Genomic DNA, 23,311 nt, shown 5'->3' with positions numbered 1-23,311 from the left:
TAGCCAAGAAATCAGATCACACTCGCGCCTTCGTGCTGGAAGCCGAGATAGCTGGCCGCCACGCGCTCGTTCGCGGCGACATCGCTCGCCTTGCCGCTGAGCACGAACTCGCCGAGCTCCATCACATAGGCCTGGTCCGCGATCTTCAGCGCGGCCTGCGCGTTCTGCTCGACCAGCAGCACGGAAACGCCGCTGGCGCGCAGCTCGGTGACGATGCGGAAGATGTCGGCGACGATGATCGGGGCGAGGCCGAGGCTCGGCTCGTCCAGCATCAAGAGCTTCGGCTCGCCCATCAGTGCGCGGCCCATCGCGAGCATCTGCTGCTCGCCGCCGGAGAGGGTGCCCGCGAGCTGCTTGCGCCGCTCCTTCAGCCGCGGAAACAGCGTGTAGACGCGTTCCATCGAGGCTTTCGCCTTGCTGCGCTCGATGCGGAAGGCCCCGAGCTCGAGATTGTCCTCGACATTCATGGTCACGAACAATTCGCGGTGCTCGGGGACGAGGCCGAGCCCCATCGCGACGCGGTCCTCGATGTCGAGCCGTGACAGATCCTGCCCGGCGAAGGCGACGCGGCCTTTCAGCGGCAAAATGCCCATGATGGCGGAGAGCAGCGTGGTCTTGCCGGCGCCATTGGCCCCGACGATGGTGACGATCTGGTTGGCGCCGACCTCGAGCGAGACCGAACGCACGGCCTCGACCTTGCCATAGGCGACATGTGCGTCGGCGACGGACAACAGCGCGCTCATGCCGCCACTCCGAGATAGGCCTTGATCACTTCGGGATTGGTCTTGATCGTGGCGGGCGTGCCTTCCGCGATCTTGGTGCCGAAATCGAGCACCACGATGCGGTCGGCGAGGTTCATCACGAAGCCCATGTCGTGCTCGACAAGAAGCACGCTCATGCCGCCGTCGCGCAATTCGCGCAGCAGCGCGGCAAGGCGCTGCTTCTCCATGTGGCGCAGGCCGGCGGCCGGCTCGTCGAGCAGCAGCAGCATCGGATCGACGCACAGCGCACGCGCGATCTCGACGATGCGCTGCTGGCCTAGCGAAAGCGAGCCTGCGAGCTGATGCATCTGCTCGGCGAGGCCCACGCGCTCGATCTGGCGGGCGGCCTCCGCGAGCAGCTTCGCTTCATCGGCGCGGTCGAGCCGCAGCATCGAGGAGATCGGGCCGGAATGGCCGCGCAGATGCGCGCCGATCGCGACATTCTCCAGCACGGTCATATCAGGGACGAGCTTCACATGCTGGAAGGTGCGGGAGATGCCGAGCTTGACGATCTCCTGCGGAGGCGCTCTGTCGACCTTCTTGCCGAGCACCGAGATCGAGCCCGATGTCGCCGACAGGACGCCGGTGATCAGGTTGAACGTCGTGCTCTTGCCCGCGCCGTTCGGTCCGATTAGCGCGACGATCTCACGGGCCTGCACGTCGAAGGAGACGTTGTTGACCGCGATCACGCCACCGAACTGCTTTCGCGCCTTCTCGACCTGGAGCAGGACGCCGGACTGGCCGGCCGCGCGGGTGCGCTGCTCCAGTTTCAGCGAGGTGTCCGGCTTCTTGCCGCTGGTTCGCTCGGGCAGGAACGACATCAGCCAGGGCCAGACGCCGCCGGGCGCAAGCTGGAGCAGCGCCACCAGCATGATGCCGAACACGATGGTCTCGACCTGTCCGGAGCCCGGCAGGATCAGCGGCAAATAGCTTTGCAGCACCTCCTTCAGGACCACGACGATCGCCGCGCCCAGCACGCCGCCCCAGACATAGCCGGCGCCGCCGACCACCGCGATGAAGAGATATTCGATGCCGGCCTGCGCGCCGAACGGCGTCGGGTTCACCGCGCGCTGGAGATGCGCGTAGAGCCAGCCGGAGAGGCCGGCGAGCACCGCGGCGTGGATGAACACCAGGAGCTTCGCGCGCGGCGTGTGCACGCCGAACGCTTCGGCCGCGACGTGTCCGCGCCGCAGCGCGCGGATGGCGCGGCCGGTCCGGGAATCCAGCAGGTTCATCGTGAGCAGGGCCGAGAGGATCACGGCAACCCAGATCGCGTAATAGATCGAGCCGGGCGAGAGCATCTTGAACGAGCCGATCGACAGCGGCGGGATCGCCGAGATGCCGTCGTTTCTTCCCAGGAATTCCAGCTTGCTGAAGAGATAGAACAGGCCCAGCCCCCAGGCGAGCGTGCCGAGTGGCAGATAGTGCCCGGAGAGACGGACGGTGACGAGGCCGAGCAGCACCGCCAACGATCCGCTGACCACCAGCGACAGCGGCAAGGTCAGCCACGGCGACAGGCCATAGGCCGTCGACAGCACCGCGGTGGTGTAGGCGCCGAAGCCGACGAAAGCCGCCTGGCCAAACGAGGTCAGGCCGCCGACGCCGGTGAGCAGCACGAGGCCCATCGCGACCAAGGCGGTCAGGCCGATATTGTCGAGCAGCACGATCCAGAACGGCGGCATGCCCGGAACGAACGGGATCGCCGCCATGAGAAGCGCGAAGACGAGGATGGGAAGCCGGCTCTGCATGCGCGTCAGTCCTTCTCTTCCTCGACCGCGGGCGCGGCGAGCGAGCGCAGCAGCAGCACGGGGATCAGCAGCATGAAGACGATCACTTCCTTGTAGTTGGAGGCGTAGAAGGACGAGAACGCCTCGACGATGCCGACGACCAGCGCCGCGACGGCGGTGAGCGGATAGCTGACGAGGCCGCCGATGATCGCGGCAACGAAGCCCTTGAGGCCGATCAGGAAGCCGGAGTCGTAGTAGAGCGTCGTGATCGGCACGATCATGATGCCCGACAGGGCGCCGATGACGGACGCCAGCAGGAAGGCGATCTGGCCGGACAGCGTGGTGCGGATGCCGGCAAGGCGGGCGCCGAGCCGGTTCACGGCGGTCGCGCGCAGCGCCTTGCCGTAAAGCGTCAGCCCAAAGAACAGCCAGAGCCCGATGATGAAGGCGACGGTGATGCCGTAGACGGTGATGCTCTGGCCGGTGAAGCGCAGCGCGCCGGCGGTGAAGGAGCCGGACAGCACGGCAGGGCCGCGCTGGCCTTCGGCGCCGAAGAACAGCAGGCCCAGCCCCTGAAGCGCGAGGTGGACGCCCACCGATGCGATCAGCAGCACCAGCACGGAGGTGTGCGCCAGCGGCTGGAACGCGATGCGGTAGAGGTAGAGGCCGATCATCGCGACGATCACCAGCGACAGCGCGATGCACACCGCCACCGGCGGCTTCTGGGCGGCGAAGTAGACGGTCAGCGCCAGCACGATGGCGGGCAGCACGACGTTGGTGACGAGGCTGCGCGCGATCAGGCGGCCGTGCAGCGCCTTGCGCGCCACGAACAGGTCGAACACGAAAACGCCGATGCCCAGCGCCAGCGCTAGCTTTGCCGTGCCCGGCATCTGGCCCGCGGCCAGCGAGGCATAGGTCAGCGCGCCGTAGGTGACGAATTCGCCCTGGGGAATGAGGATGACGCGCGTGACGGCGAACACCAGCACCAGCGCCAGGCCGAGCAGCGCGTAGATCGCGCCATTGGTGATGCCGTCCTGTACCAGGAACAGCATGATGGTGGTATTCAAGACCGGACGCTCCCCCTCAAAGATCGGGACCGGGCTCCGCAATTGCGGTGGACGGTCCGCTCACAGCCATTGAAACGCTGACGATATTTGATATGGTCCATAACAATTATCAAATATAACTTCAAGGGTGGGGCGGACGACCCGCCCCGAATTTAGCGGGATCACGAGCACGAGGCGATGACCGTTTCCAAAACCGCTGAAAAGTCTTCTGAAAAGCCCGGCGACGCGGCCAAGGGCCGCAAGGACGCGGCCGAGGCCCAGCCCGAAGCCCTCCAGCTTGGCGAGCTCTCCGAACAGCTCGGCTACGTGCTGAAGCGGGCGCAGCTCAAGGTGTTCGAGAACTTTTTGCGCTGCATGGCCTCGCTCCAGCTCACGCCCGCGCAGTTCTCCGTGCTGCTGCTGGTCGAGAAGAACCCGGGCCGTAACCAGACCGAGATCGCCTCGACCCTCGGCATCCTGCGCCCGAACTTCGTGGCGATGCTCGACAATCTGGAGAGCCGCGACCTTTGCGCGCGGATCCGCTCCACCAACGACCGCCGCTCGCACATCCTGGTGCTGACCGACAAGGGCAAGGCCGTGCTGACCCGGGCGAAAAAGCTCGTCGCCACCAAGCACGAGTCCCGGCTGAACGAGCTGCTCGGGCAGGCCAACCGCGAAGCCCTGATCGGGATGCTCTCGAAGATCGCGAACGAGTTTTGAGGCCCGGCTGTCATCGCCCGGCTTGACCGGGCGATCCAGTACTCCGAGACGTTTGTGATCGAGCCGATAGGCCGCAGCGTACTGGATTGCCCGCCTGCCGCCTACGCTAAAGCTTCGGCGCCCCTGGACCTCAACCCCGGCGAAGCCTTGGCGTAGCCGGGTCGCGGGGAATGACAGTGAGACCTGGGCAGGCGCCTCAATCCACCAAAATCACCCTGATATCGTTCACGTTCGTCAGCGTCGGTCCCGGCATCAGCAGATCGCCGGTTGCCTCGAAGAACGTCGTCGCGTCGTTGTTGTCCAGATAGGCCTGCGGCTGAAGCGCCAGCGCCTTCATCTTCGCGAACGTCGCCGCATCAATCAGCGCGCCGGCGGGATCGGTGGGGTGGCCGGCGCCGCCATCGGCGCCGTCGGTGTCGCCGGCGAGAGCGGAGATATCAGGCGTGTCCTTCAGCAGGCCGGCGAGCGCCAGCGCATATTCCTGGTTGGGGCCGCCGCGCCCATTGCCGCGCACGGTGACGGTGAGTTCTCCGCCGGAGAGGATCGCGAGGCGCTTGCCTTGCGCGCGTGCTTCAAGCGCGAGCCTGGCGTGATCGGCTGCGACCTCGCGGGCCTCGCCTTCGAGATCGGCGCCGAGATCGATGGTCTCGTAGCCGGCCTCCTTGGCGAGCTTCACCGCGGCGTCGAGCGATTGCTTGGGCCGCGCGATCAGCTCGAAATGCGCGCGGGCGAAGGCGGTATCGTCAGGCTTAGCGCTTTCGTTAGCGGGATCGTCGAGCGCGCGGCGGACGGCGTCGTCGATGGCGAGCTTGTACTTCGCGACGATCGCGCGCGCATCCGCCAGCGTGGTCGGGTCCGGCACGGTGGGGCCGGAGGCGATGGCGGACGGATCGTCGTGCGGCACGTCGGAAATCGCGAGCGTCACGATCTCGGCGGCATTCTTGCCGGCGCGCGCCAGCCGGCCGCCCTTGATCCGCGACAAATGTTTCCTGACCGTGTTCATCTCGCCGATCGGCGCGCCCGAGCGGAGCAGTGCCTTGTTGACCGCCTGCTTCTGCGCGAAGCTGATGCCGTCCACCGGCGCGATCCAGTTCGCGGAGCCACCGCCGGTGAGCAGCACCAGCAGCAGATCGTCGGGCCCGGCCTCGCTCGCGAGCGCGAGCGTATCGGCGGCGCCCTTCAGGCCGGCTTCATCGGGAACGGGATGACCGGCCTCGACCACGCGGATGCGGCGCGTCGGCACGCCGTAGCCGTGGCGCGTGGTGGCGATGCCGACGAGGCGCTCCGGCGCGAGCTTGAGCGTGTCGAGATAGTGCCGCTCGGCGGCCGCGGCCATCGCAGCCGCGCCCTTGCCGGCGGCGAGGCAGATCACGCGTCCTTTCGGCGCGGGCCGCAGATGCGGCGCCAGAATCGTGCTGGGATGGGCGGCGGCAACGGCGGCGTCGTAGAGCGCGCGGAGCAGGGGACGTCGGTCGGTCATGACGAAGGCCTTCAGCGAACTGAAATGATGGCGACAAAATCGCCAGCTCCCTGCCTACCGCATCAGGCGCCAAAGCGTAAGCGGGCTTTACCATCATTCGATTGTGCAATCGCGTGATCATAATCCGCGCGCAAGCAAAAGCCCCCTGCGATGGCCGCGCAGGGGGCTCTCTGTCGTTTGGGGTTAGCCGCCGACGTCGGCGCTGATCACGTCTCCGAACAGCTCCCACTTCTCGCCCTTGAACTTCTCGAGTTGAAGCTGGCTGATCGGCGCGAAATCGGTCGGCGAGGTGTTGACCTTCACGCCCGGCAGCAGCGCCTCGGTGCGGAAGTCCTTCACGTTCGCCGCCTGCTTCATGATGTTCTCGCGCGTGAGATTGTCACCGCACTGCTTCAAGACCTGGACCAGTGTCTGCGCCACGGCATAGCCGACGATCGTGCCCTTATCGAGCTTGTCGCCCTCGGGGAAGTATTTGGTCATGAACGCCAGAAACTCCTTCATGCCGGGATCGTTGTTCCACGCGGGATCCGACACGTCCTTCAGATAGTCGGCCGAGATGATGTCCTGGCCGTTCTCGAAGCCAGCCGGCTTCATCACGCTGCCGACGGAGGCCGAGACGTTGTTGAGGAAGTGCAGCGGCTTCCAGCCGATCTCGGAATTCTTCTTGATTGCCTGCGCGGCGAATTTCGGCGTCGTGATGTTCATGAAGACGTCGGCGCCGGTCGACTTCAGCTTGACGATGTGGTTGTCGATGGTCGGTTCGGAGGTCTCGTAGCTCTCTTCGATGATGATCATCGAGGCGGCTTTCGAGCCGAGGCCATCCTTCAGGCCCTTGAGATAGTCCTTGCCGTAATCGTCGTTCTGGAACAGCACGGCGATCTTGGCGTCCGGCTTGTTCTTGAGCAGCCACTTCGCATAGATCTGCGTCTCGCTCTGGTAATTGGGCTGCCAGCCCATCGTCCAGGGGAAGTTCTGCGGATCGTTCCACTTGGTGGCGCCGGTCGCGACGAACAGCTGCGGCACCTTCTTCGAGTTCATGTATTTGTGGATCGCCGAGTTCGGCGGCGTGCCGAGCGAGTTGAAGATGAACAGCACCTCGTCGCTCTCGACCAGCTTGCGAGCCTGCTCCACCGTCTTCGGCGGCGAGTAGGCGTCGTCATAGGAGATGTAATTGATCTTGCGGCCGTTGATGCCGCCCTCGTCGTTGATCTTCTTGAAATAGGCGGCTTCGGTCCGCCCGATGATGCCGTAGGCGGAGGCCGGTCCGCTGTAGGGCATGATGTTGCCGATCTTGATTTCGGTGTCGGTCGCGCCGGTATCGTATTTCTTCTGGGCCGATGCAGTGGAGGCCGAGGCCGCAATGAGCGCAAGCGCCAGTGACGCGGCCGCAAGTTTGCCGGTGACAGCGGGCATTCCTATCTCCCTATTTTCTTGGTGTGTGTGCGTCCCTTTTCTTGGCTTGATGATTTTTGGCGGCGCGGAGGCAATTCAATACGATTTACCGGGAGCCTTCAACAGAAAGCCCCCGCGGCTGTGTCGCAGGGGCTGCTCCTTTAGTAGTCAAGGACCGGCGCGCGCTCGTGTGCGACTGCGAGACGGCGCCGCTGTCTTGAGTTGATTAGCCAGTCTGAGGCGATTTTGAGTTGCGCCGCTTCAATGGCCGAGCTCGCTCGAGATGATGTCGCCGAACAGCTCCCATTTCCTGCCCTTGAACCGCATCATCTGGAGCTGCTCGATCGGGGCGAAATTATCGGCGGAGGTGTTGATCTTGATGCCGGGCAGCAGCGTGTCGGGCTCGAAATCCTTCAAGGAAGCGGCCTGCTTCATGACGTTCTCATGGGTGAGCTCGTCGCCGCACATCTGCAGCACCTTCACCATGGTCTGGGCCGCGGCATAGCCGAACACCACGCCGGCATCGAGCTTGTTGGCCTTGGGGTCGTACTGCGCGAGGAAATTATAGAACTTCTTCATGCCGTCATCGGCATTCCATTGCGGGTCGGAGCCGTCCTTGGTGTAGCTCGCCGACAGGATGCCTTGCGAGATCTCCAGGCCCGCGGGCTCGAGCACGCCGCCGACCGACGCCGAGACGTTGGAGATGATGTGGACCGGATGCCAGTTGATCTCGGCCGCCTTCTTGATCGCCTGCGCGGCGAATTTCGGCGTGGTGATGCTGAGGAAGACGTCGGCGCCCGAGGCCTTCAGCTTCACGACGTGCTCGTCGATCGCGGGCTCCGACGTGTCGTAGCCGTCTTCGAGCACGATCATCGACGCCTTTGCGCCGAGGCCGTCCTTCAGCCCCTTCAGATAGTCCTTGCCGAAATCGTCGTTCTGGTAGAGCACGGCGATCTTCGCGTCCGGCTTCTCCTTCATGATGTATTTGGCGTAGATGCGCGCCTCGCTGGCGTAGCTCGGCTGCCAGCCCATGGTCCACGGATATTGCTTCGGATCGTTCCATTTGGAGGCGCCGCTCGCCACGAACAGCTGCGGCACCTTTTTCTCGTTCATGTATTTGCGGATGGCGCCGTTGGTGGAGGTGCCGAGCGAGCCGAAGATCAGCAGCACGCCGTCGCTCTCGACCAGCTTGCGCGCCTGCTCCACCGTCTTCGGCGGCGAATAGCCGTCGTCGTAGGAGATGAACTTGATCTTGCGGCCGTTGATGCCACCCTCGGCATTGATCTTGTTGAAATAGGCTTCCTCGGTCTTGCCGATCGCGGCATAGGCGGAGGCCGGCCCGCTATAGGGCATGATGTTGCCGATCTTGATCTCGGTATCGGAAGCGCCGCTGTCGTATTTCTTTTGCGCCAGTGCCGGGCTGCTCACCGCAGTGCACAACGCGAGCGCGGCCGAAACGGCCGCAACCTGAAATCGAACGACAGTCATCTTTCTCCACCCGGAATGGATCGGCGCCGCATTGAACAAGATTGACGCCTGACGTCAACAAAAAGCCCCCGCGGTCGCCCGCGGGGGCTTTGTCAGATTTGACTAGACTTGAACTGACCAGACTTGGACTATTGCGTCAGCATCACTCGGAGGCGACGTCGCCGCTGATGATCTCGCCGAACAGTTCCCACTTCTCGCCCTTGAAGCGCTGCATCTGGAGCTGCGAGATCGGGGCGAAGTCGGTGGCGCTGGTGTTGATCTTGACGCCGGGCAGCAGGGTGTCCGGTGCAAAATCCTTCAAGGAAGCGGCCTGCTTCATCAGGTTGGCGCGGGTGAGGTCGTCACCGCACATTTCCAGCGTCTTGACCAGGGTCGACGCCGCGCCGTAGCCGTAGACCATGCCGGTGTCGGTCTTGTCGGCGCCGGGCATGTACTTGTCGACGAACTCGTTCCACTTCTTCATGCCGGGATCGTTGTTCCACTGCGGGTCGGTGGAATCCTTGGCATAGGCCGCCGACAGCACGTCCTGCGAGGCCTCGAAGCCAGCCGGCTTCATCACGCTGCCGACCGAGATCGACACGTTGGTGAGGATCTGGAGCGGCTTCCAGCTGAGCTCGGCGGTCTTCTTGATGGTCTGGGCCGCGAACTTCGGCGTCGCGTAGATGAGCAGCACGTCGGGATTGGCGGCCTTGATCTTGACGATGTGGCCGTCGATCGACGGCTCGGAGATCTCGTAGCTCTCTTCCATGATGATCATGGACGCGCCCTTGGCGCCGAGACCGTCCTTGGTGCCCTTGAGGTAGTCTTTGCCGAAATCGTCGTTCTGGTAGAGGATCGCGACCTTGGCGTTCGGCTTTTCCTTCATCAGCCATTTCGCGTAGATCTGCGCTTCGCTCTGGTAGGAGGGCTGCCAGCCGATGGTCCAGGGGAAGTTCTTCGCGTCGTTCCACTTGGTGGCGCCGGTGGCGACGAACAGCTGCGGGATCTTCTTGGCGTTCAGGTACTTCTGGATCGCGGTGTTCGAGGGCGTGCCGAGCGGATTGTACACGGCCAGCACTTCGTCGCTCTCGACCAGCTTGCGGACCTGCTCGACGGCCTTCGGCGGCGAATAGGCGTCGTCATAGGTGACGAAGTTGATCTTGCGGCCGTTGATGCCGCCCTTGTCGTTGATCATCTTGAAATAGGCTTCTTCGGTCTTGCCGATGATGCCATAGGCCGACGCCGGACCGCTGTACGGCATGATGTTGCCGATCTTGATCTCGGTATCGGACGCGCCGGTGTCGTATTTCTTCTGGGCAAGTGCTGCGCCGGAGGTGAGGGTCGCGACCGCCGTTACGAGTGCGGTGGTTCGCAGTATTCTTCCGAAAAGCAATTGGGTCTCCTTGGTTAAAACAACAGTCTGGATGGACGTTTCAGTTCTTCCTGAGCCGACCGGCGAGTTGCTGGCCCATGATCGCGACTTGCCTTGCGCCATGCGGCACGAGGTAGATGACGAGGAACAGGAGCACGCCGAACACCGCGCCGGAGAGGCCCTTGGAGATGCCCTCCGCGATGTTCGGCACGAAGATGATGAAGGCGGCGCCGACGATCGAGCCGGGCAGCCAGCCGACGCCGCCGACGACCATGCCGAGGAACAGCGAGATCGCGAGCGTGATGGTGTAGCTGTCGGGCGCCACGAACTGCACCGCGATGGCGCCGAGCGAGCCGGCGATGCCGGTGATGGCGGCGGAGACGCCGAACGCCAGCGTCTTGTACAGCGCGACGTCGATGCCCATCGCGGAGGCCGCGATCTCGTTGTCGCGGATCGCCATGAAGGCGCGGCCCGAGCGGGAGCGCAGCAGGTTCACCGAGAAGATGTAGATCGCAATCACGACCACGAGCGTGAAGTAATACAGCCACATGTCCTGCGACATCGGCAGCCCGAACGGCGCGTCCGGCTTGGTGACGACGAGGCCCTGCACGCCGCCGGTCCAGTGCTCGAGGAAGTTCAGCTTGAGGAGCTGCGGCATGGCGGTGGCGAGCGCGAAGGTCGCGAGCGCGAGGTAGACGCCGGAGAGCCGCAGCGCCGGCTGCCCGAACAGGAAGCCGAAGCCGAAACAGACGACGCCGGCGATCGGCAGCGTCAGCGCGTAATTGACGTTGAAGTGCTCCATCAGCACCGCTGTCGTATAGGCGCCGACCGCGTAGAACGCGCTCTGGCCGAGCGAGAACTGGCCGCTTCCGCCGGTCAGGATGTTCAGCGCCAGCACCGCGAGCCCGTAGATCAGGAGCATCGTCATCTGGAAGATGATGAAGTTCTTGACGAAGACGGGCGCGATCAGCAGTGCCGCGAGCACCACCAGCGAGGTGCCGGTGCCCAGCGTCATGGCCCGCTTCGGAACGGCCTCGACCGCCTCGTGGCCTTCTGCAACGACTTCTTCTGCAGCGCTCATGATCAAACTCGCTTGACGATGTGCCGGCCGAACAGGCCAGCGGGTTTGACAACCAGGACGGAGATGATCAGCGCGAGCGCGATCGGGAGCTTCAGCTCATTGCCGACGCCGGGGATGTAGGTGCCGGCGAGGTTCTCGAAGATGCCGACCAGGAAGCCGCCGACCACGGCGCCGAACGGGCTGGTGAGACCGCCGAGCACGGCGGCGGCAAACCCGTAGATCAGCACGCCGCCCATCATGTTGGGCTCGAGGAACACGACAGGGGCGATCAGCATGCCGGCGATCGCGCCGATCGCGGTCGCCATGCCCCAGCCGAGCGCGATCATCCAGGACGTGTTGATGCCGACGAGGCGGGCCGATTCAGGCACCGAGGCGGCCGCGCGCATGGCCAGGCCGATGCGCGTGTACTGGAAGAAGAAGTAGAGGCCGAGCAGCAGCAGCACCGTGACGCCGATCATGCCGGCCTGGTGGGTCGAGATCAGCTGGCTGCCCAGGAACGGCGCGGAGCCGAACGGGGTCGGGTACTGCTTGATGGTGAAGTCCCAGATCAGGCCGGCCGAGGAGTTGATGATCGCAAACAGCGCGATGAAGCCGGCGACGTTGGTCAGCACCGGCGCTTTCGCCAGCGGCTTGAACAGGATGCGCTCGATCGCGATGCCGGCGACGAAGGAGAGCGCCAGCGTGAGGATGAAGGCGGCCCAGTAAGGCACGCCCCATTGCATCAGCTGCCAGGAGATGAAGGTCGAGAACATCGCCATCTCGCCCTGCGCGAAGTTGAGATGGTCGATCGCCTGGTAGATCATGACCACGGCGAGCGCCATGCAGGCGTAGATCGCGCCCGTGGCGATGCCGGCCAGCACTTGGTTGGTGAACAGCTCCATCGTGCCGGCTCCTCAGTAACCCAGATAGGATTTGCGGATTTCTTCGTTGTTCGCGATGTCCTTGGCATTGCCCGACATCACGATGCGTCCGGTCTCGATCACATAGGCCTGGTCGGCGAGCTCGAGCGCGAGCTGGGCGTTCTGCTCGACCACCAGGATCGACACCTTGTCCTCGCGGTTGATCTTGCCGAGGATGCCAAACAGGTCGCGCACGACCAGCGGCGCCAGTCCGAAGGACGGCTCGTCGAGCAGCATCAGGCGCGGCCGCAGCATCAGCGCACGGGCGACCGCGAGCATCTGCTGCTCGCCGCCCGAGAGCGTGCCGGCCTGCTGGGTGTGGCGCTGCTTCAGCACCGGGAAATGTGCGTACATGCGCTCGATGTCGGAAACGATGCCGGCGCTGTCCTTGCGGGTGATGGCCCCGAGCTGGAGGTTCTCCTCGACCGTCATGGTCGTGAAGGTGCCGCGGCCCTGCGGCACGTGGGCGATGCCGAACCGCACGATGCTCTCGGTGGAGCGGTTGCTGAGCGGCTTGCCTTCGAACTCGATTGCACCGGTGGAACGCACCATGTTGCAGATCGCGCGCAGGGTGGTGGTCTTGCCGGCGCCATTCGCGCCGAGCAGCGTCGTCAACGATCCCTCGTTGAGCGAGAAGGACAGGCCATGGAGCGCCTGGACCTGGCCGTAATAGGCGCGCAGGTCCTTGACGTTGAGCAGCGTCGTCATTGGTCCTTGCTCCCGAGATAGGCCTTGATGACGTCGGGGTCCGCCTGCACCTGGGCCGGCGTGCCTTCCGCGAGCTTCTTGCCGAAATTCAGCGCGACGACGTGGTCGGCGATCGACATCACGAGGCCCATGTGGTGCTCGACCAGCAGCACGGTCATGTGGCGGTCGTCGCGGATGCGGCGGATGAGGTCGCCGAGCAGATAGACTTCCTCGTGGTTGAGGCCGCCGGCCGGCTCGTCGAGCAGCAGGATCTTCGGGTCTGCCGCGAGCGCGCGCGCCAGCTCGACGCGTTTCTGCGTGCCGAAGGGCAGGCCGGACACGATGGTGTGGGCGACGTCCTCGAGCTTGAGATAGGCGAGGATCTCCTGCACCTTCTTGTTGACCTCGGTCTCGCTGCGCCGGACCCAGGCGAGCCGAAGCGAGTCGCTGATGATGTCGCTGGAGGTCTTCGAATGGGCGCCGACGCGGACGTTGTCCATCACCGAGAGGTTCGGAAACAGCGCCACGTTCTGGAAGGTGCGGCCGATGCCGATCTCGGCGATCCGGTGCGGAGGCCGCGACAGGATGCTCACGCCTTCCATCAGGATGTCGCCCGACGACGGCTGATAGAGCCGCGAGAGGCAGTTGAAGAGCGTAGTCTTGCCGGCGCCGTTGGGGCCGATCAATCCGAGGATCTGGCCCTTGTGCATGTCAAAGGACACGCCGTTGAGCGCGATGATGCCGCCGAACACGACGCTGACGTCGCGAACCGCGAGCAGGGGCGATGTCCCCCGCGCGAGCTGTGCCTGCGTCATCTCGTCTCGCCCACACACGTTAGTGGGTGAAGGGGCGATGCGAACCGCTCCCGGTGATGACAAAGGCTATCTGAACCCCTCGGCCACACGCGCAACTTTTCCTCCTGATTTCAGCTTTTTGCTGACTTCTTTTTTGGATTGCGGCATCAGTCCCCCGAGTGCCGCTTCAATGTTCCTTACCATCGCCAGCAGACGCGGTCCAATGTCGTTGATCAAACGCTCTTCCGTGAAGCGGAATGCGGGCGCGCCGCAATTGAATGCGTAAGGTCCGGTTCCGTCGTTGAGCTTGAGCGCGACGCCGGCGGCGCCGATGTCGTCGTGCCAGTCGCCGACGGACATCGCGAAACCGTATTTCGCAACGGTCTCGCCGGAACGTTCCAATCCGTCGCGCATCTTCGGCCACCGGCTGCCGTAATGTTCGCGCAGGATGCGGGACACCTCGGCGCGCCCCTCGTCATCGAGCGCCCAGAAATAGGCGCGGCCCATCGCGCTGGTTGCAATCGGCACGCGGGAGCCGACGTCAAGTTGAACGCCGACCGTCTCGCTGCCGCGACTTTGCCCGAAATAGATCATGCTGTGACGGTCGCGGCCGCCGATCGCGACGGCGCCGCCGGTCGCGCGCATCAATTCCTCGCGAAATGGCTCGGACAAATGCCGAACGCCGAGATTGGATAACGCCGCATAACCGAGCGCCATCGCGGCGGGCGCGAGCTGATACTTCTCGAAACGGGGAACCGGTGTCAGATAACCGAGCTTCGTCAACGTGTAGGTCAGGCGCGAAACGGTCGGCTTGGGCAGGTTCGTCCGCGCGGCGATCTCCTGGTTGCCGAGAAGTCCGTCGCTGGGTTGGAATGCGCGCAAAACATCTAGTCCGCGGGAAAGCGCGACGACGAAATTCCGATCGGTCGCAGTCTTCTTGCCTGTACGCTTCATCCCTGATCTGCTTCTTGCGCGGAGTCGTTGACAACGTCCGTGCTTCAAAATAACCCTGCCGTCAAGATGCGGAATTAAATTCCGCACCGCGAAATCGAACAAAAGTAAATCCCCACCAAGGAGGGAAGCCGTGAGCGAAGTGGTCAAGCTTGAGCGTCATGACGAAGTCGGGATCGTCACGGTCAACAGTCCTCCGGTCAATGCGCTGAGTGCCGCAGTGCGTGGCGGTATTCTCGAATGCATCAAGGCCGCGATCGCCGATCCCGCGATCAAGGGCATCGTGCTGACCTGCGCCGGCCGCACCTTTATCGCCGGCGCCGACATCACCGAGTTCGGCAAGCCGCCGAAGCCGCCCGCCCTCAACGACGTCCTCGCCGAGATCGAGAACTCGCCCAAGCCGGTCGTCGCCGCGATCCACGGCACCGCGCTCGGCGGCGGCCTCGAGGTCGCGCTGGCCTGTCATTTCCGCGTGGCCGTGAAGGAAGCCAAGCTCGGCCTGCCCGAGGTGAAGCTCGGCCTGCTGCCGGGCGCCGGCGGCACCCAGCGCCTGCCGCGCGCGGTCGGGCCGGAACTCGCGGTCAAGATGATCGTCGGCGGTGATCCGATCGGTGCTGCTGAAGCGCTCAAGAACGGCCTGATCGAGGAGATCGTCGAAGGTCCGGCGTCCGGCGGCGAAGCCTTCGTGCGCAAGCTGCTCGCCGAGAAGCGTCCGCTGCGGCGCCTGCGCGACGACGATTCCAAGCTCGCGGCGGCCAAGGCCGACCGCTCGATCTTCACCAATGCGGTCGCCGCCATGACCAAGAAGTCGCGCGGCCTGGAAGCGCCGTTCGCCGCCGCCGACGCCGTCGGCTACGCCATCGACCTGCCGTTCGACGAGGGGCTGAAGAAGGAGCGCGAGGGCTTCCTCAAGCTCGTCTCCAGCGACCAGTCCAAGGCGCAGCGTTATGCTTTCTTCGCCGAGCGCGAGGCCAGCAAGATCGCCGGCGTCCCTGAAGGCACCAAGTCGCGGCCCGTGAACCGCGTCGCCATCCTCGGTGCCGGCACCATGGGCGGCGGCATCGCGATGTCCTTTGCCAATGCCGGCGTGCCCGTCACCCTGATCGAGACCGGCGAGGAGCAGCTCAAGCGCGGCATGGGCATCATGCAGAAGAACTGGGAAGCGACCGCCGCGCGCGGCGGCATCCCGGCCGACGCGCCCGCCAAGCGCATGGCGCTGATCAACGGCGTCGTCGGCATCGAGAACGTCGGTGATGCTGACCTGGTGATCGAGGCCGTGTTCGAGACCATGGCGGTGAAGAAGGAAGTGTTCGGCAAGCTCGACCAATACGTCAAGCCCGGCGCCGTGCTCGCCTCCAACACCTCCTACCTCAACATCGACGAGATCGCGAAGTCGACCAAGCGGCCGCAGGACGTGCTCGGCATGCACTTCTTCTCGCCCGCCAACGTCATGAAGCTGTGCGAGATCGTGCGCGCCGACAAGACCGCGCCGGATGCGCTGGTCACCGCTGTGACCATCGCGCGCAAGATCGCGAAGGTGCCGGCCGTGGTCGGCGTCTGCGACGGCTTCGTCGGCAACCGCATGCTGGCGCAGCGTGGCAAGCAGTCCGAGAAGCTGCTGTTCGAAGGTGCCTTGCCCCAGCAGGTCGATGCCGTGGTCACCAAATTCGGCATGCCCATGGGGCCGTTCGCGATGGGCGATCTCGCCGGCCTCGACATCGGCTGGCGCTCGCGCAAGGACCGCGGCATCAAGTCGGAGATCGCGGACGCGCTCTGCGAAGCCGGCCGCTTCGGCCAGAAAACCGGCAAGGGTTACTACAAGTATGAAGCAGGTAGTCGCTCGGCGCTGCCCGATCCGGAGGTCGAAAAGCTGATCGACGAGACGCTGCTCCGTCTCGGCCGCAAGAAGCGCGTCGTCAGCGACGAGGAGATCCTCGAGCGCATGATGTACCCGATGATCAACGAGGGCGCGAAGATCCTCGAAGAGGGCATCGCGGCGCGTCCTTCCGACATCGACGTGGTTTGGCTCTACGGCTACGGCTGGCCGATCTACCGCGGCGGCCCGATGTTCTGGGCCGACACCGTCGGCCTCAAGCACATCGCCGATCGTCTCTCCTTCTACGCCAAGGAGACCAACGATCCGAGCCTCGAGCCCGCGCCGCTGCTGAAGAAGCTCGCGGCCGAAGGCAAGACGTTCGCGTCGCTGGCCGCGGCGTCGAAGGCGGCGTGATGGCCGCTTCATCTCAACCCTCGTCATTCCGGGATGCGCCGCAAGGCGCAGGCCCGGAATCCATAACCCCAGCTGGTGGTTATGGATTCCGGGCTCGCGACTTTGTCGCGCCCCGGAATGACGGTCTCTGTTAGTTGCTCGCTCAACCAATCAAGAATAATGACCCATCCCGGCGAACAGTTTTATCCCGAGGGCGTGCGTTGGGACGACACCATCGTCCAGGGCTCGCTGCCTGACCTCTTGTCGAACGCCGCCGCCGATTACGGCCCGCGCACCGCGCTGGAATTCCGCGATCGTCCGATCAGCTATACCGAGCTCGCCGCCATGGCCGAGCGCGCGGCAGCGGCGTTCCTGCGTGCCGGCTGCGGCAGGAACAGTTCCGTCGCGCTGTTCCTCGGCAACACGCCCGATCACCCCGTCAATTTCTTCGGCGCACTGAAGGCCGGTGCCCGCGTCGCGCATCTCTCCCCGCTCGACGGCGAGATTGCGCTGACGCACAAGGTCTCGGATTCCAGCTCGCGCCTGCTCGTCACCTCCAACCTCGCGGCGCTGCTGCCAACCGCGCTGAAGTTCCTGGAGAAGGGCCTGATCGATCGCCTGGTCGTCTGCGAGGACGACGATTGGGGCAAGGTCGGCACGCCACAGGCGCCGATCCCCGACGATCCCCGCATCGTCACCTTCAAGAGCTTCGTCGAGGGCGCCACCGCGCCGGCCGAGTGGCCGTCCGTGACGGCGGACGACGTCGCGCTGCTGCAATATACCGGCGGCACCACCGGCCTGCCCAAGGGCGCGATGCTCACCCACGGCAATCTCACCTCCGCGGTGTCGATCTACGATGTCTGGGGCAAGCCGTCGCGTGCGGCGCGCGGCGACGTGATCGAGCGCGTGATCTGCGTGCTGCCGCTGTTCCACATCTATGCGCTCACCGTCGTGCTGCTGTCCTCGCTCAGCCGCGGCAATCTGATCTCGCTCCACCAGCGCTTCGATGTCGAAGCGGTGATGCGCGACATCGAAATCAAGCGCGCGACGTACTTCCCGGGCGTGCCGACGATGTGGATCGCGATCGCAGCGCTGCCTGATCTCGACAAGCGCGACTTCTCCTCGCTCGCCGTCATCGGCTCCGGCGGCGCGCCGCTGCCGGTGGAGATCGCGAACTTCTTCGAACGCAAGGTCGGCAAGAAGCTGCGCAGCGGCTGGGGAATGACCGAGACCTGCTCGCCCGGCACCGGCCACCCGCCGACGGGACCGGACAAGCCGGGGTCGATCGGCCTGATGCTGCCCGGGATCGAGATGGACGTGGTCTCGCTGGAGAACCCCACAAAAGTCCTGCCGCCGGGCGAAGTCGGCGAAATCCGCATCAAGGGCCCGAACGTCACCAAGGGCTACTGGAATAAGGCGAAGGAATCCGCGGAGTCTTTTTCGGACGGCCGCTTCCTCACCGGCGACATCGGCTATGTCGACACCGACGGTTATTTCTTCCTGGTCGACCGCAAGAAGGACATGATCATCTCCGGCGGCTTCAACGTCTATCCGCAGATGATCGAGCAGGCGATCTACACCATACCAGGCGTGCACGAGGTGATCGTGCTCGGCATTCCCGACCAGTATCGCGGCGAGGCCGCCAAGGCCTTCATCAAGCTCAAGCCGGACGCAAAACCGTTCTCGCTCGACGAGCTGCGCGCGCAGCTCGCCGGCAAGGTCGGCAAGCACGAGCTGCCGGCAGCCGTCGAGTTCGTCGACGATCTGCCGCGCACGCCGGTCGGAAAATTGTCGCGCCACGAATTGCGCCAGCAGCAGAAACCAGCACAATCCACCCAACACCCATCAGGAGGTCGCTCTTGACCGACGCCGTCATCGTTTCCACCGCCCGCACCCCGATCGGCAAGGCCTATCGCGGCATGCTCAACGCCACCGAGGGCGCAACGCTGCTCGGCCACGCCATTGGCGAGGCCGTCGCCCGCGCCAAGGTCGATCCGAAGGAGGTCGAGGACGTCGTGATGGGCGCGGCGCTGCAGCAGGGCGCGACCGGCGGCAACATCGCGCGCAAGGCGCTGCTCCGCGCAGGTCTCCCCGTGACCGTCGCCGGCACCACCATCGACCGGCAATGCGCCTCGGGCCTGCAGGCGATCGCGCTCGCCGCGCGCTCGGTGATCTTCGACGGCGTCGAGATCGCGGTCGGCGGCGGCGGCGAGTCGATCAGCCTCGTGCAGAACGACAAGATGAACAGCTTCCACGCGCAAGATCCCGCGCTGCTCAAGATCAAGGGCGAGGTCTACATGCCCATGATCGACACCGCCGAAGTCGTCGCCAAGCGCTACGGCATCTCGCGCGAGAAGCAGGATGAATATTCGCTGGAGAGCCAGCGCCGCACCGCCGCGGCCCAGCAGGGCGGCAAGTTCAAGGACGAGCTGGCGCCGATCACGACGCAGATGGCAGTCACCGACAAGGCGACCGGCGCCGTGTCGATGAAGGAAGTGACGCTGTCGCAGGACGAAGGCCCGCGCCCCGAGACCACGGCTGAAGGCCTTGCCGGCCTCAAACCCGTGCGCGGCGAAGGCTTTTCGATCACCGCGGGCAATGCCAGCCAGCTCTCCGACGGCGCCAGCGCCTCCGTCATCATGAGCGACAAGGAAGCCTCAAAGCGCGGTCTCAAGCCGCTCGGCATCTTCCGCGGCTTCGTCTCCGCCGGCTGCGAGCCGGACGAGATGGGCATCGGCCCGGTCTTCGCCGTGCCGCGTCTGCTCAAGCGCCACGGCCTCACCGTCGACGACATCGGCCTCTGGGAGCTGAACGAAGCCTTCGCGGTGCAGGTGCTGTATTGCCGCGACAAGCTCGGCATCGACCCCGAGAAGATCAACGTCGACGGCGGCGCGATCTCGGTCGGCCATCCCTACGGCATGTCGGGCGCGCGCCTCACCGGTCACGCCCTGATCGAAGGCCGCCGCCGCAAGGCCAAATACGCGGTCGTCACCATGTGCGTCGGCGGCGGCATGGGCGCAGCCGGCTTGTTCGAGGTGTTGCAGTAATTTCACCGTCGTCCTGACGGCGACGAAACAAAGAAGCTCACAGGAGGATCCGATGGATCTCGCATTCACGAAGGAAGAGCAGGCGTTTCGCGAGGAAGTGCGGTCATTCTTCCGCGACAACGTACCGCCGGATACGCGGCGCAAGCTGGTCGAGGGCCGTCACCTCTCGAAGGACGAGATGGTGACGTGGTGGCGCATCCTCAACAAGAAGGGCTGGGGCGTCAGCCACTGGCCGAAGCAATATGGCGGCACCGGGTGGACCTCCGTGCAGCACTACATCTTCAACGAGGAGCTGCAGTCCTATCCGGCGCCGCAGCCGCTCGCCTTCGGCGTCAGCATGGTCGGTCCTGTCATCTACACCTTCGGCAACGAAGAGCAGAAGAAGCAGTATCTGCCGCGCATCGCCAATGTCGACGACTGGTGGTGCCAGGGCTTCTCCGAGCCCGGCTCCGGCTCCGACCTCGCTTCGCTCAAGACCAAGGCCGAGCGCAAGGGCGACAAGTGGATCATCAACGGCCAGAAGACCTGGACCACGCTCGCCCAGCACGCCGACATGATCTTCTGCCTCTGCCGCACCGACCCCTCCGCCAAGAAGCAGATGGGCATCTCCTTCATCGTCTTCAGCATGAAGTCGAAGGGCGTCACCGTGCGTCCGATCCAGACCATCGACGGCGGCGTCGAGGTCAACGAAGTGTTCTTCGACGACGTCGAGGTGCCCATCGAGAACCTGATCGGCGAGGAGAACAAGGGCTGGGATTACGCCAAATTCCTGCTCGGCAATGAGCGCACCGGCATTGCCCGGGTCGGCGTCTCCAAGGAGCGGCTGCGCCGCATCCGCGATTTGGCCGGCAAGGTCGAATCCGGCGGCAAGCCGATCATCCAGGACGCCGCGTTCCGCGAGAAGCTGGCGGCCTGCGAGATCGAGCTGAAGGCGCTCGAGCTGACGCAGCTCCGCGTCGTCGCCGACGAGGGCAAGCACGGCAAGGGCAAGCCCAATCCGGCGTCCTCGGTGCTGAAGATCAAGGGTTCCGAGATCCAGCAGACCACCACTGAGCTCTTGATGGAAGTGATCGGCCCGTTCGCAGCACCCTACGACGTGCACGGCGACGACGGCTCGAACGAAGCCATGGAGTGGACCGCCCAGATCGCGCCGAGCTACTTCAACAACCGCAAGGTCTCGATCTACGGCGGCTCCAACGAGATCCAGCGCAACATCATCGCCAAGGCGGTGCTGGGGCTCTAGGCGTCATTCCGGGGCGCGCGCAGCGCGAGCCCGGAATCCATAGCCACGATCGGGAGTATGGATCCCGGGCTCGCGCGATGCGCGCCCGGGATGACGAAGCCAGATAATTTCGGGTACGAGGAACCAAAGAAATGGATTTTGATCTGAACGAGGAGCAACGGCTTCTCAAGGACAGCATCGACGGCCTGCTGACCGATTCCTACGATTTCGAGAGCCGCAAGAAGTACATGAAGGAGAAGGGCGGCTGGAGCCAGGCCGTCTGGGGCAAGCTCGCCGAGCAGGGCCTGCTCGGTCTGCCGTTCACGGAGGCCGATGGCGGCTTCGGCGGCGGCGGTGTCGAGACCATGATCGTGATGGAAGCGCTCGGCAAGGCGCTGGTGCTCGAGCCGTATCTGGCAACGGTCGTGATCGGCGGCGGCTTCCTGCGCCACGCCGGCTCCGATGCGCAGAAGGCCGCGCACGTGCCCGGCATCATCGACGGCAGCAAGACGCTCGCCTTTGCCCAGCTCGAGAAGAACTCGCGCTACGATCTCTTCGACGTCTCGACGACCGCGAAGAAGAAGGGCGACGGCTGGGTGATCGACGGCGAGAAGTTCGTCGTGCTCAACGGCGAGAACGCCGAGACCCTGATCGTCACCGCCCGCACCAAGGGCGACCGCCGCGACAAGGCCGGCATCGGCGTGTTCCTGGTGCCGGCGGGCGCCAAGGGCGTGACGAAGAAGTCGTACCCGACGCAGGACGGCCTACATGCCGCCGACATCACCTTCACCGGTGTCGAGGTCGGCGCGGATGCGGCGCTCGGCAATCCCGACGACTCGCTCGCGCTCATCGAGCGTGTCGTCGACGAAGCCCGCATCGCGCTCTGCGCCGAGGCCGTCGGCCTGATGGACGAGTCGCTCAAGACCACGGTCGAGTACATCAAGACGCGCAAGCAGTTTGGCGTTGCGATCGGCTCGTTCCAGTCGTTGCAGCACCGCGCCTCCGACATGTTCGTCGCCGCCGAGCAGGCGCGATCGATGTCGATGTTCGCGACCATGGCCGGCGATTTCGAGGACGCCAAGGAGCGTTCCAACGCGATCGCCGCCGCCAAGGTGCAGATCGGCAAGTCGCTGAAGTTCGTCGGACAGCAGGCGATCCAGCTCCACGGCGGCATCGGCATGACCATGGAGGCGAAGATCGGTCACTACTTCAAGCGCCTCACCATGATCGAGAACAGCTTTGGCGACACCGACTACCACCAGCGCCGCGTCGCGGATGGGAGCGGGTTGATCTGAGTTGATCGAGGCCACGCGAAGACTGTCATGCCCCGGCTTGGCCGGGGCATCCAGTACTCCGCGGCGGCAGTTCGTTCACGCAACTTCAGCCGCCGAGTACTGGATCGCCCGATCAAGTCGGGCGATGACATCGAGTAAATGGAATCAGCGGAGCCCAACAACAATGAAAAACACCCCGTTCGATCTCACCGGCAAGGTCGCAATCGTCACCGGCTCCAGCCGCGGCATCGGCCGCTCCTCCGCGGAGCTGCTGGCAAAGCTCGGCGCCAAGGTCGTGGTGTCATCGCGGAAAGCGGAGGCCTGCAAGGAAGTCGCCGACGGCATCATCGCGGCTGGTGGTGATGCCATCGTCATTCCCTGCAACATCGCGCGCAAGGCCGAGGTCGAGGCGCTGATCTCGGGCACGATCAAGCACTACGGCAAGATCGACATCCTCGTCTGCAACGCCGCCGTGAACCCGTATTACGGCCCGCTGCTCGACATCACCGACGAGGCCTTCGACAAGATCATGGGCAGTAACGTCAAGAGCAACATCTGGCTCTCCGCGCTGGCGATCCCGCAAATGGCGGAGCGCGGCAACGGCTCCGTCGTCATCATCTCCTCGATCGGGGGTCTGCGCGGCTCGACCGTGATCGGCGCCTACGGCATCTCTAAGGCCGCCGACTTCGCGCTGTGCCGTTCGCTCGCCGGCGAATGGGGCCCGAAAGGCGTCCGCGTCAACTGCATCGCGCCCGGCCTCGTCAAGACCGATTTCGCCCGCGCGCTGTGGGAAGACGAAGCCAACCTCAAGCGCCGCACCGCCACCACGCCGCTTCGCCGCATCGGCGAACCCGACGAAATCGCCGGCGCCGTCGCCTACCTCGCCTCCGACGCGTCCAGCTTCATGACCGGCCAGACCATCGTCATCGACGGCGGCGTGACGACGGCTGCGGTGTAGCCTTCTTCCCCTCTCCCCTTGTGGGCCTGTTGCGTTATCGGCTCTTGAGGCTGAAGACGTCAGGAGCAAATGCCCTGGTCCCGGCAATTGCCTGCCAAGATCTGTAGTTGTCGCCCTCGGAGGGGGGCTCACGCGGCGATCGTGGCCCACCGCCTCATGTTGAAGGCGATCGAGGCGAGCACGACTTGTCCGGTCGCCTTGATCAGACCGACGTAGCGGATGCA

General features: G+C 64.7%; 19 protein-coding genes. 7 read left to right on the top strand and 12 right to left on the bottom strand.

Annotated features, from left to right (window positions below; translation table 11 throughout):
• Window positions 1-11: 11 nt before the first annotated feature.
• The 3 genes from IVB46_RS42725 to IVB46_RS42715 are packed head-to-tail and all read right to left on the bottom strand — an operon-like array spanning window position 12 to window position 3,555.
• The gene (locus IVB46_RS42725) at window positions 12-743 is read right to left on the bottom strand and encodes an ABC transporter ATP-binding protein (protein WP_247316114.1); all 732 of its coding nucleotides are present in this window, start codon (window positions 741-743) and stop codon (window positions 12-14) included.
• Window positions 740-2,509: a branched-chain amino acid ABC transporter ATP-binding protein/permease gene (locus IVB46_RS42720; protein ID WP_247316112.1), complete on the bottom strand. Its 1,770-nt coding sequence runs from the start codon at window positions 2,507-2,509 to the stop codon at window positions 740-742. The genes IVB46_RS42725 and IVB46_RS42720 overlap by 4 nt, the downstream gene beginning before the upstream one ends.
• A gap of 5 nt (window positions 2,510-2,514) precedes the next feature.
• Entirely contained in the window at window positions 2,515-3,555 is a 1,041-nt protein-coding gene (locus IVB46_RS42715; protein ID WP_247316110.1) for a branched-chain amino acid ABC transporter permease, read from the bottom strand.
• A 177-nt stretch (window positions 3,556-3,732) separates the two neighbouring features.
• On the opposite strand from IVB46_RS42715, the gene IVB46_RS42710 reads away from it, so the two are divergent.
• Window positions 3,733-4,254, top strand: a complete 522-nt coding sequence (locus IVB46_RS42710; protein WP_071916733.1) for a MarR family transcriptional regulator — start codon at window positions 3,733-3,735, stop codon at window positions 4,252-4,254.
• 196 nt (window positions 4,255-4,450) lie between these two features.
• On the opposite strand, the gene IVB46_RS42705 is transcribed toward IVB46_RS42710, so the two are convergent.
• The 9 genes from IVB46_RS42705 to IVB46_RS42665 all read right to left on the bottom strand — a co-directional run bounded on the left by IVB46_RS42705 (window position 4,451) and on the right by IVB46_RS42665 (window position 14,380).
• Window positions 4,451-5,734, bottom strand: coding sequence for a glycerate kinase (locus tag IVB46_RS42705; RefSeq protein ID WP_247316108.1), 1,284 nt, complete (start codon window positions 5,732-5,734; stop codon window positions 4,451-4,453).
• Window positions 5,735-5,917: 183 nt separating this feature from the next.
• Window positions 5,918-7,147 (bottom strand): ABC transporter substrate-binding protein, encoded by a 1,230-nt coding sequence (locus IVB46_RS42700; RefSeq protein ID WP_247316106.1) that lies wholly within the window; start codon window positions 7,145-7,147, stop codon window positions 5,918-5,920.
• 240 nt (window positions 7,148-7,387) lie between these two features.
• Window positions 7,388-8,614: an ABC transporter substrate-binding protein gene (locus IVB46_RS42695; RefSeq protein WP_247316104.1), complete on the bottom strand. Its 1,227-nt coding sequence runs from the start codon at window positions 8,612-8,614 to the stop codon at window positions 7,388-7,390.
• 142 nt (window positions 8,615-8,756) lie between these two features.
• Window positions 8,757-9,986 carry an ABC transporter substrate-binding protein gene (locus IVB46_RS42690; RefSeq protein ID WP_071916729.1) on the bottom strand — a complete coding sequence of 410 codons (1,230 nt, stop codon included), beginning with the start codon at window positions 9,984-9,986 and terminating at the stop codon, window positions 8,757-8,759.
• Window positions 9,987-10,026: 40 nt separating this feature from the next.
• Window positions 10,027-11,046, bottom strand: a complete 1,020-nt coding sequence (locus IVB46_RS42685) for a branched-chain amino acid ABC transporter permease (protein ID WP_247316103.1) — start codon at window positions 11,044-11,046, stop codon at window positions 10,027-10,029.
• 2 nt (window positions 11,047-11,048) lie between these two features.
• Window positions 11,049-11,927, bottom strand: a complete 879-nt coding sequence (locus tag IVB46_RS42680; protein WP_063980940.1) for a branched-chain amino acid ABC transporter permease — start codon at window positions 11,925-11,927, stop codon at window positions 11,049-11,051.
• A gap of 12 nt (window positions 11,928-11,939) precedes the next feature.
• The gene (locus tag IVB46_RS42675) at window positions 11,940-12,653 is read right to left on the bottom strand and encodes an ABC transporter ATP-binding protein (RefSeq protein ID WP_014498266.1); all 714 of its coding nucleotides are present in this window, start codon (window positions 12,651-12,653) and stop codon (window positions 11,940-11,942) included.
• Window positions 12,650-13,447, bottom strand: coding sequence for an ABC transporter ATP-binding protein (locus IVB46_RS42670; protein WP_166345288.1), 798 nt, complete (start codon window positions 13,445-13,447; stop codon window positions 12,650-12,652). Before IVB46_RS42670 ends, IVB46_RS42675 begins: the two co-directional genes overlap by 4 nt.
• Window positions 13,448-13,513: 66 nt before the next feature.
• Window positions 13,514-14,380 (bottom strand): IclR family transcriptional regulator, encoded by an 867-nt coding sequence (locus IVB46_RS42665; RefSeq protein WP_063980942.1) that lies wholly within the window; start codon window positions 14,378-14,380, stop codon window positions 13,514-13,516.
• 130 nt (window positions 14,381-14,510) lie between these two features.
• Between IVB46_RS42665 and IVB46_RS42660 the strand changes: the two genes are divergently transcribed.
• From IVB46_RS42660 to IVB46_RS42635, 6 genes are all read left to right on the top strand, one after another.
• Entirely contained in the window at window positions 14,511-16,607 is a 2,097-nt protein-coding gene (locus tag IVB46_RS42660; protein WP_063980943.1) for a 3-hydroxyacyl-CoA dehydrogenase NAD-binding domain-containing protein, read from the top strand.
• 159 nt (window positions 16,608-16,766) lie between these two features.
• Window positions 16,767-18,449, top strand: a complete 1,683-nt coding sequence (gene pimA / locus IVB46_RS42655; RefSeq protein WP_247316102.1) for a dicarboxylate--CoA ligase PimA — start codon at window positions 16,767-16,769, stop codon at window positions 18,447-18,449.
• A complete protein-coding gene (locus tag IVB46_RS42650; protein ID WP_247316101.1) occupies window positions 18,446-19,633 on the top strand; it encodes an acetyl-CoA C-acyltransferase in 1,188 nt (395 codons plus the stop codon). The genes pimA and IVB46_RS42650 overlap by 4 nt, the downstream gene beginning before the upstream one ends.
• A 52-nt stretch (window positions 19,634-19,685) precedes the next feature.
• The gene (gene pimC / locus IVB46_RS42645) at window positions 19,686-20,876 is read left to right on the top strand and encodes a pimeloyl-CoA dehydrogenase large subunit (protein WP_014498260.1); all 1,191 of its coding nucleotides are present in this window, start codon (window positions 19,686-19,688) and stop codon (window positions 20,874-20,876) included.
• A gap of 131 nt (window positions 20,877-21,007) precedes the next feature.
• Window positions 21,008-22,150, top strand: coding sequence for a pimeloyl-CoA dehydrogenase small subunit (gene pimD, locus IVB46_RS42640; RefSeq protein WP_247316100.1), 1,143 nt, complete (start codon window positions 21,008-21,010; stop codon window positions 22,148-22,150).
• A 163-nt stretch (window positions 22,151-22,313) separates the two neighbouring features.
• On the top strand, window positions 22,314-23,087 hold the full coding sequence (locus tag IVB46_RS42635; RefSeq protein ID WP_247316099.1) for an SDR family oxidoreductase: 774 nt from the start codon (window positions 22,314-22,316) through the stop codon (window positions 23,085-23,087).
• Window positions 23,088-23,311: the final 224 nt, after the last annotated feature.

The organism is Bradyrhizobium sp. 61, from assembly GCF_023073075.1.
GTDB lineage: Bacteria > Pseudomonadota > Alphaproteobacteria > Rhizobiales > Xanthobacteraceae > Bradyrhizobium > Bradyrhizobium barranii.
The sequence above is the reverse complement of the archived record's forward strand: the minus strand, read 5'-3'. Positions and strand labels throughout refer to the sequence as shown.

Bases quoted from the DNA above. Each gene is read 5' to 3' on its own strand.
- pimC (WP_014498260.1), top strand. From the start codon at position 19,686: ATGGATCTCGCATTCACGAAGGAAGAGCAGGCGTTTCGCGAGGAAGTG.
- IVB46_RS42695 (WP_247316104.1), bottom strand. From the start codon at position 8,614: ATGACTGTCGTTCGATTTCAGGTTGCGGCCGTTTCGGCCGCGCTCGCG.
- IVB46_RS42635 (WP_247316099.1), top strand. From the start codon at position 22,314: ATGAAAAACACCCCGTTCGATCTCACCGGCAAGGTCGCAATCGTCACC.
- IVB46_RS42680 (WP_063980940.1), bottom strand. From the start codon at position 11,927: ATGGAGCTGTTCACCAACCAAGTGCTGGCCGGCATCGCCACGGGCGCG.
- IVB46_RS42665 (WP_063980942.1), bottom strand. From the start codon at position 14,380: ATGAAGCGTACAGGCAAGAAGACTGCGACCGATCGGAATTTCGTCGTC.
- IVB46_RS42705 (WP_247316108.1), bottom strand. From the start codon at position 5,734: ATGACCGACCGACGTCCCCTGCTCCGCGCGCTCTACGACGCCGCCGTT.
- IVB46_RS42675 (WP_014498266.1), bottom strand. From the start codon at position 12,653: ATGACGACGCTGCTCAACGTCAAGGACCTGCGCGCCTATTACGGCCAG.
- pimA (WP_247316102.1), top strand. From the start codon at position 16,767: ATGACCCATCCCGGCGAACAGTTTTATCCCGAGGGCGTGCGTTGGGAC.
- IVB46_RS42710 (WP_071916733.1), top strand. From the start codon at position 3,733: ATGACCGTTTCCAAAACCGCTGAAAAGTCTTCTGAAAAGCCCGGCGAC.
- pimD (WP_247316100.1), top strand. From the start codon at position 21,008: ATGGATTTTGATCTGAACGAGGAGCAACGGCTTCTCAAGGACAGCATC.
- IVB46_RS42670 (WP_166345288.1), bottom strand. From the start codon at position 13,447: ATGACGCAGGCACAGCTCGCGCGGGGGACATCGCCCCTGCTCGCGGTT.
- IVB46_RS42700 (WP_247316106.1), bottom strand. From the start codon at position 7,147: ATGCCCGCTGTCACCGGCAAACTTGCGGCCGCGTCACTGGCGCTTGCG.
- IVB46_RS42725 (WP_247316114.1), bottom strand. From the start codon at position 743: ATGAGCGCGCTGTTGTCCGTCGCCGACGCACATGTCGCCTATGGCAAG.
- IVB46_RS42685 (WP_247316103.1), bottom strand. From the start codon at position 11,046: ATGAGCGCTGCAGAAGAAGTCGTTGCAGAAGGCCACGAGGCGGTCGAG.
- IVB46_RS42720 (WP_247316112.1), bottom strand. From the start codon at position 2,509: ATGCAGAGCCGGCTTCCCATCCTCGTCTTCGCGCTTCTCATGGCGGCG.